This is a genomic window from Bacillus sp. S14(2024), assembly GCF_050473785.1.
Taxonomy (GTDB): Bacteria; Bacillota; Bacilli; order Bacillales; family Bacillaceae_G; genus Bacillus_A; species Bacillus_A yunxiaonensis.
Genome location: NZ_JBFLUP010000006.1, coordinates 2,971,508 through 2,990,965, shown reverse-complemented (window position 1 = coordinate 2,990,965; position 19,458 = coordinate 2,971,508). Strand labels below are relative to the sequence as shown.

Genomic DNA, 19,458 nt, shown 5'->3' with positions numbered 1-19,458 from the left:
ACTATATCAAATAGGGAAATAACTTTATAGTATATCGTACACATCAATGTTAATAAAACTATGAAAAAAGGAATCAATGTTATGATTCCTTTTTTTATATGCTATATATAATATTCCATTCCTTCAGTTATATTTTATTAATTCCAGTATATTCATTTTTATCTACATTTGGTTTCTATTATGGATTAACGAATCGTTTTAATATCTTGAATAATCTCTTCATACGGTGTATTGGTAAGGGCTGAGTAGCTCTTTACGACAGTTCCGTTCTTATCTACAAGATAGAGATTTGTTCCGTGAATGACTTGTGTTGTACTTGCTGGTTTATCTACAAATGCTTGAAAGCTACTTTTGGCAAAAGCGGTGATTTCTTCTTGTGTATAGTTTGTTAGAAAGTGCCAATTAGACATATCGGTATCATAGTGTCTCATAAACTCTTTCATTTTTTCTGGCTTGTCCACAGTAGGGTCTACACTGAATGAAACAAATTCTACATCTTTGATTCCTTCTTTTTTCAACATGTTTTTAAGTTTTGTCATATTGGCTGTCATAGGCGGGCAAACCGTTTCACAACTTGTAAAAATAAAGTCTGCTATCCATACTTTTCCTTTTAAGTCCGAAAGACCAAAAGGTTTTCCGTTTTGATCAGTATACGAAAACTTCTCTACTTTCCAGTCCAATGAGTTTTCCAATTTTTTCTCTCCACATGCACTTAAAAATACGATTATGCTGACAATCATCAGTAGTGTGATGTTACGAATCTTTTTCATATGTATCCCCTTTCATTTCTTCCTTATAGATTACTTGTTTCGTATTTATCACATGATGCTACCTCGTTTTATCAGTAAAGCTACGAATAAATTTGGCTTTTATATCTAAATCATTTGCATTGCACAATTGTATTCACTCCATTCATATTAGTCATTACTAACATGTTTGTCAAAATATTCTTGAAAATGAATAGGAAATGTTTTGTTAAACCTATTTTTGGATTTGAATTGAAACGTTTAATTCGCGAGGGGAAAGTAGAAATCCAGCTAAGAGTAATACAAATACATGGAAGAGAAGTAACTTTTGACAATCACAGCAGAGTAAGAGAAATGTAAAAAATATTATATGGTTAACAAGTTTTGTTCCTGACTACAAATGGCTAGACATAGATGGGGTTTTAAACCAAAAAGGTTTTTCTATTTATAAAAAGGGGGGGACGATGTGCAGTAATTTCTTTAATTTGTTGAGTATTGAACTTGAGTCTCTCTATATCATAACCAGATAGTTTAGTTATTTAATTTCCATAATTTTTATGTTTGAATATTGACAAATTTAATACTTGGTACTAATATCTGATTATAAATACAGGTGTAAAAACAGTAAGGGGGATAAATGAATGCAATCAAAAGCAAGAATTACAGCTATTGGTACCTATGTACCTGAAAAAAAACTGACCAATGATGATTTAGAAAAAATAGTGGATACAAATGATGCATGGATTATACAAAGAACTGGTATGAAGGAAAGAAGAATTGCTGGTGATAACGAATATGCCTCTACATTAGCTTTTAAAGCCATTGAAAATTTAGTGGAACGTTATCATAAAAATCTTGTCGATGTGGATTGTATTCTTGTTTCAACAACTACGCCTGACTACGCTTTTCCAAGTGTAGCTTGTCAAATACAAGAGTATTTTAATATTCAACATACAGGTGCTGTTGATCTCAATGCAACTTGTGCTGGTTTTACTTATGGATTACATCTGGCGAATGGTTTGATTACATCTGGTCTTCATCGCAAGATTTTAGTTATAACGACAGAAACCTTATCTAAAGTTACAGATTATACAGATCGAACTACATGTATCTTATTTGGAGATGCAGCTGCAGCTGTCTTAGTCGAGAAAGATGAAGAATTGTCTAGTTTCATAGCTACCCATATTGGGACAAATGGGGAAGGGGGCATGCATGTATATCGTACGAATTTATCTACTACCATGTTTGGGCACCATTTGAGAACACATGGAAAGATGGTTCAAAACGGAAGAGAAGTATATAAGTGGGCAGCACGCACGCTACCAATTGGTATTAAAGAATTGTTATGTCAAGCAGAATTACAACTGGATGAAGTGAACTGGTTTGTTCCACATAGTGCTAATTTACGGATGATTGAATCTATATGTGAAAGATCAGGTTTCCCACTGGATAAAACACTAACAAGTGTAGAATATATGGGGAATACTTCCTCTGTCTCCATTCCATTAGCATTAGACATAGGTATGAACGAAGGAAAGCTGAAAAATGGGGATACTCTTTTACTCTATGGGTTTGGGGGAGGTCTTACACATGCTGGACATATCATTAAGTGGCATTTAGCAAAGGAATAGGAGATAATGTATCCAATAGTAACATAAACGTATTTTGTTGCATGAAAAGCCCTTAGATTTGTAAAAGATAAGGGCTTTTTATTTTTGATAAATAGGAGAAAGTCTTTATCAGAAAAGAGGTACCTCTCAAATGGTACCTCTTTTCCGATATGATTTCATTGAAATGATTACAATTAAGGAAATGGCAATAAGAATATAAGCAATACCTCCGATCAAACCTAAGGAACGTGGAGTGAGGTATTGCAGCGTGGATCCTGAAATTAACATAGATATTCCTAATACGGTATTTAGGGTTGTTGTTAATATTCCGAAAATGGTCCCTTGGTGCTGCTCAGGTATTTCCTTCATAAGTATGGTATCAAAGCATGCATTACAAATCCCAGACATAAATGCAGCTCCACAAAACATGAGAAATGCAAAAAATACGAGATGTGTTTGACTTAATAGTAATTGAAATATCCCTTCAAGCAATAGACATGCTAAACCTGTAACAAGGAAATTTTTTTGTAATTGATTTGCAACAGAAAAACTTAACATTAAACCAATCCCTAATGCACCATAAAAAAGGCCTACACCTACATCTCCAAGATGGTACTCGTTAATCGCATACACGCTGATTAAAACATTATCGATTCCATTCATAGAAGCTATTAATATCTCACAGAAAAAAAGAATTTGAACCGAAACGGACATTAAGATTACCTTTTTGAAGGTGGAGATTAGATTTTCGGCTTTTTCTATTTTTTTAGCATTTTCATTTTCAGGAAATTTAATTGTATAGTTAATGGGTGCAGCTCCTAAAAATGATACTGCATTTAACCAATATGTTACATCAGGTCCAAAAATAGACGAAACTATTCCACCTGAAAGTGCTCCGATGATTAAAACAAACCCGATCATTACTTGTTCCAAACTATTCACTTTTACAAGATGCCTTTTATTAACGAGTCGAGGTATTGCTGATTTTCTTGCTGGTCCATATATAGCTTCACCAGCGGCTAAAATAAATGAACTAACATAAACAATCCAAATATCTTCTTTACTTTGAACGAATATGAAGGACAAGGCAAATACAATCCTTATGAGGTCTGTTCCAACTAATATTGTTTTTCTTGAAAGTCGATCAGCCAGCACTCCCCCGATTGGTCCAAAGAATAAAGAGGGTATCAACCGGATTGCTAAAGTCATTCCTACCGCCAAGCCTGAACCTGTTAAATGCAGTAGCATCGCTAACACAGCTACAGAACTAAAGCGATCTCCAATGCCATTAACAATCCCAGCTAGAAATAACTTCCGATATTGTTTTTCTTCATTTATAAATGAAATATTCATATCTATCCTCCTTATTTTATATTTATCTAATTTTATGATTATCTAATTAGTTGGGCAAAAAATAAGGGCGTCGGGTGACACCCTTTACTTTAACCACCATAGCTCAACGGGGTTTAACTCATATTGATTATTTTCTCGGTACATATATTGACACATAATAAGCTCACGTCTTAACGTTGCATAATCCTCATGAAACTGCTTTAAATATTCATTGATTTCTTTCTCTTGATAAACTTTACCGAATTCTAACCCTTTGATCATATGCGAAAGTACGACAAGCTTTTTCTTTCGTTGTGCAGGATAATTTTTCAGCTTTCCATCTTTTGTGAAGAAATTATTGATAATAGCTGAACGTTCCTTTTCAGTAACCGACATTTCCATGTTTGAATCACCTCCTGTTCCTACAGTAAAAATAGCCTTAGCACTCATTTCTAATATTTTTGTATTAAGGGAAAAATAGATAGTATTTTTATCACGGCGTTCTTTTATAAGTCCAACCTCTCGCAGCTTCGTGATATGGTGTGTAATCGTTGGTGGCTTGAGCCCTAACTTCCCAGCAATCTCTTGTCCGCTCAAAGAACCTTGTTGGAGCAGGGCAATAATACGAACCCGTGTAAGATCACCTAACGCCTTATGAAAATCAACAATTTTGTTTAATTGCATTTAGAATTCACCTACTTTGATATATATCTAATTAGAATATAATCGAATTACTTTCAATATTCAAGTAGTTAAGTGAATTTTCAAAAAAAGGGCGCTTTATTTGTGTGAAATGTTTCTATTTTAAATAGAGGAAGGGGATATCTAATTGGTGGTAGATGTAAATTTCTTTTGGAATTTGTAGGGTTATTTTGAGAGTCAAATAATGCATGAGTTTCAAGAAAACTACCCCCACAAAATGTTTCGTTGGTTCGAATGTTATATAAGAGGAATTGAGAAACAGTTTAATGCATGATATATGATATTTATCCTCAGTCTATCTAATCCTTATTAGCGGTTGTTCTAGAAGTGAAAGAGAAAGTATACATGTTTGCAACGTACAATGAGCAAGAACATTCTAGTTTGTTTTTTTGCATCATAATTACTTGCAACAATCAATTAAGCTGGAAGTCACCAACTAGTAAAATATTTTATGTTTGTACTAGGAGGAAAGAAAAGGAGTATATTAAAAGAATGATAGAGAAAAAAACGCAACAAGAGAAAGCTCAGCCTAAAGTTATTTTTTATGATGCTAAAGGAAGAAGAAAAATATTTTTCAATTGGTTTCTATGCCTCGCAATAATTATTATGATTATTGTTTTCTATTTTTTCTTTCGCAGTATTTTATCAACTGTGAATTTCCCGTATATGAAATTTTTTGGAAATCAAAATGAAAAAATCGTGTCTATTAATGAAAAACTCAGTGATCAGCAGTTACAGGAAGAATTAAAAAATGAAGAATCTAAGTACTCTAATGCCCAAATAGATGGCACGAAATACTCTCAAAGTTCAGGAGCTAATAGTAAGCAGTCTAAAGAAGTTTATGGCTTTTATGTAAACTGGGATGAAAATAGTACGACCTCTTTAAAGGATAATATCCGTTCATTAACCATGTTAGTACCGGAATGGTATCACTTAAATGCAGATTTAACAATTAGTAGTGAGATTAAACCTGATATTGTGCAGTTAGCGAAAGCGAATCATGTAAAAATTATGCCTTTAATCAACAACTTTACTCAAAAAACTTCTGGTCCTGATGGCGCAGTGATTGATAAGTTGTTGCATGCTCCTGCTAATGTACAGACAAAGTTTATTAATGATTTAGAAAAACAAATCGAAGCTAATCAATTTGCAGGTGTTAATATCGACTTTGAGTCAATACCTGAGGAAGATCGAAATGAATTAACGAATTTTATGAAAGAACTTACTACTGTGTTTCACCAACATCATTTGCTTGTAACAGAAGATGTTCCTACTGATGATAATGCCTTTGATTATGGAGTATTAGCTAAAGAAATAGATCGCATGATTGTCATGATGTATGATGAACACTATGAAGCGGGGAATCCTGGACCAATTGCTTCAAATAAATGGTTTGAGGATACACTTAATCATTTAGATATTCCCTCAGAAAAACTTATAGTCGCTTTCGGGAACTATGGATATGATTGGGCAGTGGATAGCAAAAATTTCGCTGAGTCTTTAACTTTCTCAGACGTCATGAAGATGGTTCATGATTCAAATTTAAAAATTCAATGGGATAAGACAAGTGGAAACCCATATTTTCGATATAAAGAAGGAGTACACGAACATGTTGTTTGGTTTTTAGATGGTGTTACTCTCTACAATCAAATGGAAATTGCATCGAAAAATAATGCAAAAGGATTTGCATTCTGGAGATTAGGAGCAGAAGACCCTACTGTATGGAAATCATTAAAAGATCCTATAGGGATACAAAATGACCCGAGCTCATTACGTAAAATCACTAGTATAGATCAAGTAGATTATTCTGGACAAGGAGAAATCTTAAGGGTTACGAGTGCAGGGCAAAATGGATCCAGGGATTTCCAAGTTGGCAAAGATAATTATCTTACAGATGAAGTGTATCAGTCGCTTCCTGCTTCATATCAAGTGCAGCGCTATGGACAACCGAAAGGAAAACAAGTAGTACTAACATTTGATGATGGACCTGATCCTCATTACACGCCGGAAATCTTAGATATACTGAACAAGTATAAAATAAAAGCTGACTTCTTTGTCGTTGGTGAAAATGCTCAATTAAATACCAGTATTATTAAAAGGATATATGACGAAGGACATGAAATTGGCAATCATACCTTTACACATCCTAACATAGCAGATACTTCTCCACTACGTACAAAAGTGGAGTTGAATACAACTCAGCGACTCATTCAAGAAATAACTGGTCACTCTACGTCTTTATTTAGACCGCCATATGAAGCAGATGCTGAGCCATATTTACCAAATGAGATACTACCTATTTTGCGTGCTCAAAATATGAACTATACAATGGTCGGGGAAAAAGTTGATCCTGAAGATTGGACGCAACCATCGACGAATGAATTGGTAAAACGTGTTCTTAAACCTATTTATAATGGTGAGGGACATGTTATTCTCCTTCATGATGCAGGTGGGAATCGTACCCATACGGTAGAGGCGTTGCCAATTATTATTGAAGATCTAAAAAAACACGGATATAGTTTTGTGACGATTTCAGATTTGATGGGTAAAAAACGGGATGATGTTATGCCTTCTGTTTCCTCTAATGATAAGTCGTACTTACCTTTTGATCGAGCTGTTTTTTCAGGAGCGGGATATTTTAATCACACATTAACGACTATTTTTTATATTGCTATTGGATTAGGTATTTTCCGGTTTCTATTTTTAATTTATTTTGCGTTTAAGCAAAAAAGGAGAACTACATCTCGTTCTTTTACTAACTCTGCTTATCAACCCTTCGTTAGTGTTGTGATAGCAGCATATAATGAAGAAAAGGTTATTGCTAAGACGATTCGTTCTATTTTGGATAGTGATTATCATGATTTTGAAATCATTATTGTTGATGACGGATCAAAAGATGGTACTTCAAAAGCAATCCAAGAAGCATTTCATAAACATCCTAAAGTTTGTTTAATTCAAAAAGAAAATGGTGGTAAATCCTCCGCGATGAATTTAGGGTTCCAAAAATCACGGGGAGAAATTGTTATTTCTTTAGACGCTGATACCATTATTGCTCAAGATGCTATTTCTTTAATGGTTAGACATTTTGAAGATCATAACGTAGCGGCAGTTTCAGGTAATGTTAAAGTGGGAAATAGACGAAATCTGTTGACTACATGGCAACATGTTGAATACATTACAGGTTTTAATTTAGAGCGAAGAGCCTTTGATGAGTTAAATTGTATCACTGTAGTTCCTGGGGCTATCGGAGCATGGCATAAGAAACGTGTGAAAAAAGCGGGATATTTAAGTGAAGATACACTTGCGGAAGATACGGATCTTACTCTAACTCTTTTGCGTCAAGGATATCGAGTTGTGTATGAAGAAAAAGCATATGCCTATACGGAGTCGCCTGAAGATGTGAAAAGTCTCATTAAACAGCGTTATCGTTGGACGTATGGAACACTACAGTGTCTTTGGAAGCATCGAAAAGCCTTATTTAATGTAAAGCATAAAACATTAGGATTTGTTGCGCTACCAAATATATGGATATTCCAATTTATTTTGCAGTCGATTTCTCCATTAGCAGATCTATTAATGATTATGGGTATATTTAGTAGTCATCCCCTAAAAGTTTTGGGATTTTACCTTTTATTCTTTGGAATTGACCTTTTTGCTTCACTCTTTGCCTTTAAATTAGAAAAGGAAAATCCTAAACCACTAGTTTGGTTAATTTTACAACGCCTTATTTATCGTCAATTTATGACTTACGTTGTAATTAAATCCATACTTTCTTCTATTCGAGGAATAGCGGTAGGGTGGAATAAACTTAGACGAATGGGAAGTGTTGAGCAATCCCCTCGGCATAATGAGGCATCATAAGAGAGTAGATAACCTGCTCTCTTTTTTTAGTCGTGTTACAGTTCACCGTAACGGTGGTAACAACCCATATTTTACTTGTATGATTGAACGATATAAACCCGCTGTGCATAATAAAACGTAGTTTTTAGTTTGGTATATAAAGATTTCTTGCTTCTGATAATCTAGGGCATGTAACTGAAAGTTCCTTTAGTTATCTGGAGAGGTTTTTTATGGATTTCTAGATATATTGATTACTGATAATTAGAGGTTATGTTAACCACACATGAATTTGATATATGATTATCCAAAGGGACATAGCCAATATTTCTTAGAAAATAGATTAGAAGTATAACTTTCAAAAGAAGGTTTGTACGTAGTCGTATACATAATGTAGTGTATAGGATTTGTGAATTAACATAAGAGTCCTATATAAAAGGGGATGTGTTAGTCAATGGACTACCATGTTTTTACATTTATATCTGTTGATGAAAGAATTGAACAAAAATGTTCAATTATGATAAAATAATTAAAATTCTAATTAGTTTATTTTGTTTTTAGACATCATAGTAGGGGGACATGAAGTGAATGCATTTATTAGAAAAAAGTCTATAGACCACTTACAAGAAGAAGGTCGAAAAAGTAATGGATTGAATCGAGTTCTAGGGTTGTGGCAACTTACTGCAATTGGTTTAGGTGGTATTATTGGAGTAGGTATTTTTGTGTTAACGGGGGTAGCAGCTTCTAAACACGCTGGACCTGCAGTTATTTTATCTTTTATCATTGCAGGATTAGCTAGTGCAGCGGCTGCATTATGTTATGCGGAATTTGCTGGACTCATCCCTGTTGCTGGAAGTGCATATACCTACAGCTATGCTGTACTGGGGGAAGGGGTAGCTTGGTTAATTGGATGGGATCTTTTACTTGAGTATATTTTAGTAGTTGGAGTAGTTGCTATTGGATGGTCTGGTTATATGCAAGAACTACTTCAACAAATTGGAATTCATATTCCTGTTTGGGCTCAAGGAGCTCCAGGTACAGGTGCGGGGCATAGAGTAGATTTAATTGCAATGATAATAAGTCTTGCGATTGCCGGTTTATTGACATTAGGCATGGAATGGGGATCTAAATTCAATACCCTTATGGTTATCATTAAGTTAAGTATTATTTTAGTAGTAATTGCTGTAGGGAGTTTCTATATTGATTCTACTAATTGGCATCCTTTTATGCCTTTTGGATTCAAGGGTGTAATGAGTGGTGCTGCTCTTGTATTTTTTGCTGTATTTGGTTATGACACATTAACTACAGCAGCAGAAGAAGCAAAAAATCCACAACGTGATTTACCAAGAGCTGTAGTTATATCGTTAATTATTGCATTATGTCTGTATATTGGAATGTCTTTAGTGATTACAGGGATGGCACCATATTATACATTGAATAATGCTGCACCAGTAGCTAAGATTTTTAGTGATGCAGGATTAAAATGGATTACTTTATTTATTTCTGCTGCAGCTATTACAGGCATACTTTCTGTTTTATTTTCGTTCACACTTGCAGGTTCACGAATTTGGTTTGCAATGAGTCGAGATGGATTATTACCAAAATGGTTTACAAAAGTGCATCCTAGATACAAAACACCTCATCGTCCGACTGTGATAATTGGGGTTATTACAGCGATTATATCGGGTTTTACTCCTATAAGCGAAGTGGCTGAATTGGTTAATATTGGTACGTTATCGGCGTTTGTTCTAATTTGTTCATCTATCATTGTGTTAAGAAAAAAACGACCGGACTTAGAAAGGAAATTTAAGACGCCTTTAGTTCCTTTTATCCCATTAATCGGAATTTGTTTTTCATTGTATCTTATTGTTAGTCTTCCTGAAATTACTTGGATTCGTTTTGTAGTTTGGATGTTGATTGGACTAGTTATTTATACGTTATACGGAAAAAATAAAAGTAATTTGGCTAGAGATAAAAAATAATTGTAAGTCTTTGTTAATATGAGTAGTTTGAATCAATTTTTACTTTTAATTGTTTTGTTTAAATGTTGATTGATAGCAATTCACTAAATAGAATAATTTTGAATATTCAAGAGGGTATTAGATATTCAATTATTAGAAGGGGATTGAGAATATTTAATTTGTTTTATAGGAGATATTATTATATTCAAACTCAAGAACAAGAAAACCGTTCTTAATCAACCATTTCCTAATATCTTTTTATGATGCAAAAAGTTGAATTGTTAGAATCTGTAAGAAATGATCGATGGACATACTATCAGAGCAACGAAGACATAATTCAAAAAATCATAGAGTTTCTTAAATGTAAGTTGTGATGAATATGAATTACGTCAAATATAGATATCTGAGGTTTTTCTAGAGATGTAGATCAAATTTCAGGTAACAACTTTGATATGGGAAAAAAGCAAGGAAAGCGCTATTTGAAAAATAAAATGGTGCTTACCTTGTTTTTTTCTTATTATGGTTTAAATCACTAATTTACAGTGTAAATTGTATTTAGATAGTTTGATGTTAACTTCTTATATACGGATTGCGCAATTAGTATCTATTATTGTTTGTATCATTGAAAGATCGTTTATTGTATGGTACAGACGTAAAAAGATATGTTGTCTGTTCATAAAACTCTGATTGATTGGGGAAACCTTTGATGAAGCAGTCTAATACAAAAGTAAAGTTATCGGAAACCATAGATTCTAAATATATTCAACAACATTTAGCAAATGAAAGAACATATTTAGCTTGGATACGTACCGCTATTGCAATTTGTGGTCTAGGTTTTCTCGTGGCGAATCTACATCATGCCATTCGTGGAGAACTTACACCATTATATAATGAATTTGCTACTGGAATTGGATTAGGTTCAATTTTGTTGGGAGTGATAATTATTATTTTTGCAACAATCAATTATCTTGATAAACGAAAAGGGATTAATTCTCAAACATTTCGAGCCCCTAGAGCATTGATTATATGGGTATCTGTATTAGTTATGGTAACTATTATAATTATTGCATTTTATTTTATGTTGCTGGTATAAACAAAATCAAAATATAAAGTTTTACTACTGATAATGGTAGGTTATGTAAACTTCAAATGTATAGAATATACAAAAGGAAATTTATCATTCGAATGAGAATGTAATAAGCTATAAAAAGGAATTATATGAATACCTTGTCAATATTTATCCATTTTAAGTATAAAGGAGAGTAAATAATGAACGAAGGTAATATTCCACTTAAAGAACAAAATCAGGCAGATTTTACAGGAGATCAACAATATAAAGAAAAAGTGCCTTGGAAATTAGGGAAACATCTCAACCATAATCATGTAGAAAAGTTAAATAGTCTAATAACAGATCACCATCAACGTATGTTTCATTTACTAAATAACAAGGTAACTTAAAAAAAGCATGATGGAAATGAATGATTTAGGGTATATTCATAAACTGTTGTTTATATGGATGTTCCTTATGTGAAAATGTAAGATAATTAAAATATAGTTTACAATAAACGCATAGTCAGAAGAGACGAGATAGCATATAATGAGAAAGGATTTTAAAAAAAGGTGAGGTGGAACTGTTTTATGAGTAATCCTAGCATAGGAGAGCCAGATATAAGATCGACATCAGAGGCAGTCATACAACTGAATATCCGAAGCGGATTACTGCGTAAGAATAGTTTCTGCTTCATGTGAATTTCAGAAAGATGACTCCTCAATAAGTGAGGAGGTTTGTACAATGGTACAAAAAATCTGGAATCAAATTAAAGGACAAAAAGAAGAAGCTTCGAAAATCCAAGGTTTTGATATTGACTTAAACCAAGAAAGCTTAACACGTATTGACCGACTTGTAGATCGATATGAATCAGAAATCCTTCATCAACTTGATAGTGCATATACACAACGAACAAAGTGGGCAGACCGACTAGCTGATAAAATTGCACAGTTTGGAGGTAGCTGGCGATTCATTATCTGGTTTGCATGTTTTCTTGGTGTCTGGATTATTTGGAATAGCTTGTCTATCACAAAAGGAGCACACTTCGATGCTCCGCCATTCATTTTGTTGAACTTATGTTTATCGTTTATAGCAGCATTTCAAGCCCCTGTTATTATGATGAGCCAAAACCGTCAAGCTGCACGTGACAAACATGAATCTGTTATTGACTTTGCGATTAATTATAAAGCAGAGCAAGAAATTGATGATATGCAAAGTCATCTTCACCGTATAGAAGGTGAATTAAATGAAATTAAAGATTTATTGAAACAATTAAAGACAAAATAAATATATTGCTTTTATAAATCAAAAGCTAATCATCTATTTACAGAATATAAATAGATGATTAGCTTTTTTTATATTATTTGATGGAAGGTTCACTTTATATTGTTTAGTATACAATGCATATGTTACGCTATAACAAACATTTTAGGGAGATTACATATTGACTTGGAAAGGGGATATCAAAATGACAAAGAAAGTGTTTTGGGACAATCCTTATCTGACTGAGTTACAAACTCGAATTACGAGTGTAGACGGGGCTGATTTAACTGTTGAACAAACTATATTCTATGCCTTTTCAGGAGGACAAGAAAGTGATACAGGAACAATTGGAGCATATCATGTCTTACAAGCAAGAAAGCAAGATAAGGATATCATTTACACAGTAGAAGAGGGACATGCGGTGTGTGTGAACGATATCATTACAATGAAAATAGATTGGGATAGAAGATACAGATTGATGCGACTACATTTTGCAGCAGAAATCATTTTAGAACTCGTATATAAACGGATTGGAGACGTATATAAGATTGGTGCACATATTGCACAGGATAAATCACGCATCGACTTTGAAATGGATGAAAATATATCTACATACTTTCCACTTTTACAAAAAGAAGCAAATAGGTTGGTGCAAGCAAACTATGATATCATTAGTAGCTTTAGCGATGAAGAAAATGAGCGTCGGACATGGGAAATCAGTGGATTTGCCAAAGTTGCCTGCGGCGGAACTCATTTAAAGAAAACGGGAGAAATTGGAGAGATCACCTTAAAAAGAAAAAATATTGGAAAAGGAAAAGAACGAATTGAAATTTATGTTGCTTAGTCTTTTGTAAATGAATATAAGTCCCGATATAGTATGTAGTGATGAACCTACTATATCGGGACTTATGTAACCAAGGTGTTTCTGGTATTGTAAAAAAGTTGTTATAAAACCTTCTGGTCAAACAGGAAGTTTTTAATTATGGTAGTTGGTTTTTCGTTTCATTTTAATAAAGAAGATTGAAAATAGAAGAAGTCCCTTATTTTCGAAGGGACTTCTTCTATTTCAGTAGTGTAGATTACTCTTATCCTGAAAATGTAGTATAGAGTAGATAAGCATTTAAAACAGCGATAATAATGGCAATGAACCAAGCGATCACTTTGGTCCAAAGTGAGTTTGTAAATTCACCCATTTTCTTTTTGTCACTAGTAAACATAACAAGTGGAATAACGGCAAATGAAAGTTGAAGAGATAGGATAACCTGGCTTAATACTAAAAGATCCGTGGTTCCTTTTTCTCCATATATCAAGGTCACAATTACCGCAGGTATAATTGCAATTAAACGCGTAATTAAGCGGCGAATCCATGGTCGTAAACGAATATTTAAAAAACCTTCCATTACAATTTGCCCAGCTAAAGTTCCTGTTAACGTAGAATTTTGTCCTGAGGCTAATAAAGCAACTGCAAATAATACGCTCGCAATCCCGCTTCCAAGAATCGGATTTAACAATTGATAAGCATCTTGGATTTCTGCTACTTCGGTATGTCCTGTTTTATGAAAAGCAGACGCTGCTAATATTAAAATTGATGCATTAACAAATAAAGCCAACATTAATGCGATAGTAGAGTCAATCACTGAAAACTTAATCGCTTCTCGTTTTCCTTTAGGCGTTTCTTCATAATTTCTCGTTTGTACGATAGAAGAATGTAAATACAAATTATGTGGCATAACCGTAGCTCCTAAAATTCCAAGTGCAATAAACAGCATTTGTGGATTTTGAATAATCTCTTTACTTGGAACAAAGCCTTTTGCAATCTCACTCATTTGTGGTTGCGACATAAAAAGTTCCACACCAAAACAAACGGAAATTGTTACAATTAAACTAATGACAATAACTTCAATATAGCGAAATCCTTTATTTTGCAATAATAGTACAAGTAAGATATCAAATGAAGTAATGCATACACCCCATACAAGAGGAATGTGAAATAAAAGATTTAATGCGATAGCGGAACCTATTACTTCCGCTAAATCACAAGCTGCAATAGCCAATTCACATAACACCCATAAAGCAAACGATACAGGCTTACTATAATGATCCCGACATGCTTGCGCTAAGTCCCTTCCTGTTACAATCCCCAACTTTGCAGATAGTGCCTGCAAAATAATAGCCATAAAGTTAGAAATTAAAATGACAGATAATAACGTATAGTTATAAGCAGATCCTCCAGCTATCGATGTAGCCCAGTTTCCAGGATCCATGTACCCTACTGCAACAAGATAACCTGGCCCCATAAATGCAAGGAGCTTTCGAAGGGCATTCCCTTTCTTCGGTATCCTCATACTTTTGTGCACTTCTCGTAAACTAGGATCGCTGTTTTGTTGGCGCCACCCTTCCTGGTGCGACACAGCAACCGCATTTTGCACTTTGACTGTTTCTAATTCATCCATAACATATCCTCCCCCTTTTAACTTGTTTTAGTTTGTGAAATACAATATGGTATTTTTTTATTTGAAAACCTAAAATATGGTTTGATTGTTTCCTGTAGTCAAAAAAAATGGTGTTCTACTTTCAATTTTTACCTAGACCAACTTTTTTAGTCTAGTGTAAAATATGATATGTGATTCAATTTTATGCAAAAGGGAGAAGATAGGTGAATATAAATATGTTTACTTTTGTTATGAAACATATGTACTTATTAACAGACAACATAGGAAGTTTGAGAGGGGCTCAATTAGTATATGCTGTTGAGGTATATCTATCTCGTATGACTCAAAAGTTGAAACACGAATTCTCCTTGATTTGATGAGGAGGTGGTAGTACATCCATCCCTGTTAAATTAAGAGACAAATACAAAAAACGGGTTCCTAATGGGAACCCATTTAATGAATTTCCTTTTAATAATCACAATCCATTTAAAATAACGAGAATTGTGCTTTCCTCATGACCGATAATACAAAACTTCTATATAAGTTAAAATTGAGTGAAAAATTCATTCCTTCAATTCGTGATAGGTGACTGAAATATATATCAAATTTAAATTTTGCGAAAAGTATTGATTCTTATTTTTAGAAGGCGTATGATTGTAAATGGAAATTGAATATGTCTCTGTTAGGTGAGGCTCCTGTATAGAGAGACGCTACTGCCCAAAAATGTCGAGAGACGCCAATGGGTCAACAGGAAAGGTCGGAATGAAGGTCTTTTTTAATGTAGCTGGTTTGAACCTATGCTATACAGTGCTAAAGCTCAACGAGGGAGAGGTACGATTATGACTGATAAAAACTGCTTAAAATAAGTAGTTTTATTAGGCTGTGTTTAATGATGTATTGAAACCTTTACTCGTTGAGGAGTAAAGGTTTTTTTATTGTAATGATGCACCTTTCTTTTACACTTTACATAGTATATTCAAGATAATTGATTCGGATAAGGAGGTGGGGAACGATGTCATTTGGAGACCCAAGCCCGATACCCATATGTTTTACATTTATATTTCATCATGTAGGTAGGAAACGACTTGTTCCTCCCTCTCTAAAAAAGTAGATAGTCGAGAAACAACGAATTTCCTCCTACACATATAAAGGAGGAAACTACCAATGTTACGTGCAAAAAAACAAATTGAAGATGTCAAAGTGGACATGCATCAAACAAATAAAGGTACATCAAAACGAAACAAACAAACTTCTCATAATCAAGAAGTGATGAAGCAAAACAATGAAATATTAGTGGAAGTCGCTGCAAGAGATGTTCAATCAGCATTAGCTTTTTTAGACACAACTCCAAACGGAATTTCTGAAAAAGAAGCTGAAAGACGCATTGATACACACGGAAGAAATGAAGTGGTACATGAAAAGCCACCAGCATGGTATGTTCAATTACTTCTTTCGTTTAAAAACCCATTTATTTTCGTATTATTGGCTTTAGGAGTCTTATCCTTCTTGACTGATGATATGAAGGGGACAATTGTTGTAACTGTAATGGTTATCTTAAGTGCTACGATCCGTTTTTTACAAGAATTCCGTTCTCAGCAGGCAGCAGAAAAATTAAAAGCGATGGTGCGTACGACGGCTACGGTTTCGAGAACAAAAGAATTCACAAATAACACGGATAAAGAAGTTGATATAAATAACAACCAAACACTGGAGCTTCCTATTGAAGATCTTGTACCTGGTGACATTATCAAACTTTCTGCTGGTGATATTGTTCCAGCTGATGTTCGCATTCTTTCTGCTAAAGATTTGTTTGTAAACCAATCTGCTCTAACTGGGGAAGCCTTGCCTGTTGAAAAACATGAAAATTATCAAAATTCCAACATTAATACCAAAAGAAATGGTGACCCACTTGAAATGGAAAATTTATGTTTTATGGGAACAAATATCGTAAGTGGTACTGCAACTGCTGTGGTTGTATCAACAGGTGCAAATAGTTACTTTGGTTCATTAGCAAAGAGTGTAGTTGGAAAGCGTCCAGAAACAAGCTTTGATAAGGGAGTTAATAAAGTAAGTTGGCTTTTAATTAAATTTATGCTTATCATGACTCCTATTGTGTTTTTCATTAACGGGATTTCAAAAGGTAATTGGAATGAAGCGTTCTTCTTTGCAATTGCAGTTGCTGTAGGACTGACACCAGAAATGCTTCCGATGATTGTAACGGCAAACTTAGCTAGAGGTGCCGTGAAGATGTCTAAAAAGAAAGTAATTGTGAAACAGTTAAATTCGATTCAAAATCTTGGAGCAATGGATGTTCTTTGTACAGACAAAACAGGAACATTGACTGAAGATAAAGTCGTATTAGTCCGTCATCTTGATCCAACAGGAAACCAATGTAAAAGTGTATTACAACTTGCCTATCTAAATAGTTTTTATCAAACAGGATTAAAGAACCTTATCGATAAGGCAGTTATTAACCATACAGAAGAAAAATATCAATTAGATACAACAGAATTTCATAAAGTAGATGAGATTCCATTTGATTTTGCTCGACGTCGTATGTCTGTCGTTGTTAAAGATGCAAGCAATATGAACTTAATGGTTTGTAAGGGGGCAGTAGAAGAAATTTTATCTATTTGTACACAAACAGATATTAATGATGAAATACTTCCTCTTACGAAAGAAGCAATGAGCAAAATTAAGTATTTGAGTGAACAATTAAATGAAGACGGCATGCGCGTAATTGCAGTGGCTTATAAGTTTGAAGCACCTAATAACGAGAAAGCTTATTCTATTCAGGATGAATCAGATATGATTCTTGCAGGATATATTGGATTTTTAGATCCTCCAAAACCATCCGCAGCATCTGCAATTCAAACATTACAAAAACAAGGTGTACAAGTTAAGATTTTAACTGGTGACAATGAAATTGTAACGCGTAAAGTATGTAAAGAAGTAGGATTGGATATAGGAGAGCCTGTACTTGGTTATGAGATTGATGATTTACCTGAAAAGGCATTAGCACAATTAGCAGAAAGAACAACTGTATTTGCGAAATTAAATCCAATGCAAAAGTCGCGTGTCATTAAAGCATTACAAGCAAATGGTCATACTGTAGGTTACATGGGTGACGGTATTAATGATGCGGTTGCACTGCGCGATGCCGATGTAGGTATATCTGTTGATACAGCAACAGATATTGCGAAAGAATCATCGGATATTATCTTACTTGAAAAAAGCTTAGATGTACTGGAAAAAGGGATTATTGAAGGGCGTACAACATTCGGGAATATTTTAAAATATATTAAAATGACAGCAAGTTCTAACTTTGGAAATGTATTTAGCGTGTTAGTAGCGAGTGCGTTTATTCCATTTCTTCCGATGTTGGCTATTCACTTATTAATTCAAAACTTGTTATATGACTTATCTCAACTTTCTATTCCATGGGATAAGATGGACAAGGAATTCTTAGAGAAGCCTAGAAAATGGGACACTTCAAATTTGCGTAATTTTATTATCTGTATTGGTCCTATTAGTTCAATCTTTGATATTACAACATTTATTGTGATGTGGAATGTGTTTGGTGCCAATACAATTGCAAAACAATCCTTGTTCCAATCCGGTTGGTTTGTAGTAGGACTACTTACGCAAACATTGATTGTGCATATGATTCGTACACAAAAGATTCCGTTCATTCAAAGTACGGCTTCAATTCCAGTTCTATTATTAACAGTACTCATTATGGGGATTGGTATTTACGTTCCATTTTCTCCGCTGGGAGCTGCTGTAGGTTTACAACCACTTCCACTTAGCTATTTCCCATGGCTGGTAGGAATTTTAGCAGGATATGCCGTATTGACTCAATTTCTTAAGCAGTTATATATCAAGAAATTTCATAGTTGGTTATAACATCTTCTTTTCTGAACATGTAAATCTGATTGATTTAACGTGAATTTATCAGAAAGAAGGTGAGAAATATGCACTTTGAACATGCCCTCTTATTGCATATTTGTATCATTAATGGCGAAACGAAGCTCCCATTATCAAAGAAAGAACTCTTTACTTACCTCAATCAAAAAGGTCAAATAAAGAGAGAGCATTTTGATTATGCATGTGAATTATACGAGAAATATAAACGTTTTTCATCTGAATTAAAGCGAAAAGTAGCCCAAAATATAAAAGAATTTGAAGCAAATGCATATTGGATTCAGACTCGAAAAGAACCAGAAGAAGACAAAACAAAACGTTTTTTCATTAACGCAAAAAGATATGAAGAAGTAATGAATGAAATATTTGAAGAAACGACCTATCTTTCTAACAATATATCTCTAATCTTGTTAGAAATAAAAACATGGTTACAACAAAAAAATAAATAATAATCATTCTTGTAAAATAATACTTGTTACAAAGTTCATATGAGATAAAAGGAGGAGGCTTACTTCTATAATCCTCCTTTCCCTATGCATGGAAATTGGAGGTGGAAAATATGATTGCTGAATTACAAGTACGATAAGAAAAAAAGAAGGAGCA

13 protein-coding genes, 1 pseudogene and 1 riboswitch are annotated in these 19,458 nt (G+C 33.9%); of the genes and pseudogenes, 10 read left to right on the top strand and 4 right to left on the bottom strand.

The window, feature by feature from the left end; all coding sequences use genetic code 11:
• Positions 1-185: 185 nt before the first annotated feature.
• Positions 186-770, bottom strand: a complete 585-nt coding sequence (locus tag AB1279_RS15360) for an SCO family protein (protein WP_429759707.1) — start codon at positions 768-770, stop codon at positions 186-188.
• A 617-nt stretch (positions 771-1,387) separates the two neighbouring features.
• Between AB1279_RS15360 and AB1279_RS15355 the strand changes: the two genes are divergently transcribed.
• Positions 1,388-2,377, top strand: a complete 990-nt coding sequence (locus AB1279_RS15355) for a ketoacyl-ACP synthase III (RefSeq protein ID WP_429759706.1) — start codon at positions 1,388-1,390, stop codon at positions 2,375-2,377.
• A gap of 126 nt (positions 2,378-2,503) precedes the next feature.
• Here AB1279_RS15355 and AB1279_RS15350 read toward each other — a convergent pair whose 3' ends face one another.
• Together AB1279_RS15350 and AB1279_RS15345 are read right to left on the bottom strand one after the other, a co-directional pair.
• Positions 2,504-3,709 (bottom strand): MFS transporter, encoded by a 1,206-nt coding sequence (locus tag AB1279_RS15350; RefSeq protein WP_429759704.1) that lies wholly within the window; start codon positions 3,707-3,709, stop codon positions 2,504-2,506.
• Between the two features lie 84 nt (positions 3,710-3,793).
• A complete protein-coding gene (locus AB1279_RS15345; RefSeq protein WP_429759703.1) occupies positions 3,794-4,372 on the bottom strand; it encodes a metalloregulator ArsR/SmtB family transcription factor in 579 nt (192 codons plus the stop codon).
• A 513-nt stretch (positions 4,373-4,885) separates the two neighbouring features.
• On the opposite strand from AB1279_RS15345, the gene AB1279_RS15340 reads away from it, so the two are divergent.
• From AB1279_RS15340 to AB1279_RS15310, 7 genes and pseudogenes are all read left to right on the top strand, one after another.
• Positions 4,886-8,251, top strand: a complete 3,366-nt coding sequence (locus AB1279_RS15340; protein ID WP_429761434.1) for a glycosyltransferase — start codon at positions 4,886-4,888, stop codon at positions 8,249-8,251.
• Positions 8,252-8,811: 560 nt separating this feature from the next.
• Positions 8,812-10,209 carry an amino acid permease gene (locus tag AB1279_RS15335; RefSeq protein WP_429759702.1) on the top strand — a complete coding sequence of 466 codons (1,398 nt, stop codon included), beginning with the start codon at positions 8,812-8,814 and terminating at the stop codon, positions 10,207-10,209.
• A 528-nt stretch (positions 10,210-10,737) separates the two neighbouring features.
• Positions 10,738-10,875 (top strand): annotated as a pseudogene (locus AB1279_RS15330) (hypothetical protein); the annotation flags it as partial.
• A gap of 19 nt (positions 10,876-10,894) precedes the next feature.
• Positions 10,895-11,281 carry a YidH family protein gene (locus AB1279_RS15325; RefSeq protein WP_429759700.1) on the top strand — a complete coding sequence of 129 codons (387 nt, stop codon included), beginning with the start codon at positions 10,895-10,897 and terminating at the stop codon, positions 11,279-11,281.
• A 176-nt stretch (positions 11,282-11,457) separates the two neighbouring features.
• On the top strand, positions 11,458-11,646 hold the full coding sequence (locus tag AB1279_RS15320) for a hypothetical protein (RefSeq protein ID WP_429750563.1): 189 nt from the start codon (positions 11,458-11,460) through the stop codon (positions 11,644-11,646).
• Positions 11,647-11,980: 334 nt separating this feature from the next.
• Positions 11,981-12,523, top strand: a complete 543-nt coding sequence (locus AB1279_RS15315) for a DUF1003 domain-containing protein (protein ID WP_336484284.1) — start codon at positions 11,981-11,983, stop codon at positions 12,521-12,523.
• Between the two features lie 181 nt (positions 12,524-12,704).
• Positions 12,705-13,343: a hypothetical protein gene (locus AB1279_RS15310; protein ID WP_429759698.1), complete on the top strand. Its 639-nt coding sequence runs from the start codon at positions 12,705-12,707 to the stop codon at positions 13,341-13,343.
• A 241-nt stretch (positions 13,344-13,584) separates the two neighbouring features.
• Here the strand turns inward: AB1279_RS15310 and AB1279_RS15305 are convergent, their stop codons facing one another.
• Entirely contained in the window at positions 13,585-14,952 is a 1,368-nt protein-coding gene (locus AB1279_RS15305) for an Nramp family divalent metal transporter (RefSeq protein WP_429759696.1), read from the bottom strand.
• Positions 14,953-15,602: 650 nt separating this feature from the next.
• Positions 15,603-15,768, top strand: a riboswitch (M-box (ykoK) riboswitch).
• A 369-nt stretch (positions 15,769-16,137) separates the two neighbouring features.
• On the opposite strand from AB1279_RS15305, the gene mgtA reads away from it, so the two are divergent.
• Complete coding sequence (mgtA, locus tag AB1279_RS15300) at positions 16,138-18,837, top strand: magnesium-translocating P-type ATPase (protein WP_429761432.1); 2,700 nt, start codon at positions 16,138-16,140, stop codon at positions 18,835-18,837.
• 68 nt (positions 18,838-18,905) lie between these two features.
• Positions 18,906-19,304, top strand: coding sequence for a hypothetical protein (locus AB1279_RS15295; RefSeq protein ID WP_429759694.1), 399 nt, complete (start codon positions 18,906-18,908; stop codon positions 19,302-19,304).
• Positions 19,305-19,458 lie beyond the last annotated feature (154 nt).

Bases quoted from the DNA above. Each gene is read 5' to 3' on its own strand.
- AB1279_RS15360 (WP_429759707.1), bottom strand. From the start codon at position 770: ATGAAAAAGATTCGTAACATCACACTACTGATGATTGTCAGCATAATC.
- AB1279_RS15355 (WP_429759706.1), top strand. From the start codon at position 1,388: ATGCAATCAAAAGCAAGAATTACAGCTATTGGTACCTATGTACCTGAA.
- AB1279_RS15350 (WP_429759704.1), bottom strand. From the start codon at position 3,709: ATGAATATTTCATTTATAAATGAAGAAAAACAATATCGGAAGTTATTT.
- AB1279_RS15345 (WP_429759703.1), bottom strand. From the start codon at position 4,372: ATGCAATTAAACAAAATTGTTGATTTTCATAAGGCGTTAGGTGATCTT.
- AB1279_RS15325 (WP_429759700.1), top strand. From the start codon at position 10,895: ATGAAGCAGTCTAATACAAAAGTAAAGTTATCGGAAACCATAGATTCT.
- AB1279_RS15320 (WP_429750563.1), top strand. From the start codon at position 11,458: ATGAACGAAGGTAATATTCCACTTAAAGAACAAAATCAGGCAGATTTT.
- AB1279_RS15315 (WP_336484284.1), top strand. From the start codon at position 11,981: ATGGTACAAAAAATCTGGAATCAAATTAAAGGACAAAAAGAAGAAGCT.
- AB1279_RS15310 (WP_429759698.1), top strand. From the start codon at position 12,705: ATGACAAAGAAAGTGTTTTGGGACAATCCTTATCTGACTGAGTTACAA.
- AB1279_RS15305 (WP_429759696.1), bottom strand. From the start codon at position 14,952: ATGGATGAATTAGAAACAGTCAAAGTGCAAAATGCGGTTGCTGTGTCG.
- mgtA (WP_429761432.1), top strand. From the start codon at position 16,138: ATGCATCAAACAAATAAAGGTACATCAAAACGAAACAAACAAACTTCT.
- AB1279_RS15295 (WP_429759694.1), top strand. From the start codon at position 18,906: ATGCACTTTGAACATGCCCTCTTATTGCATATTTGTATCATTAATGGC.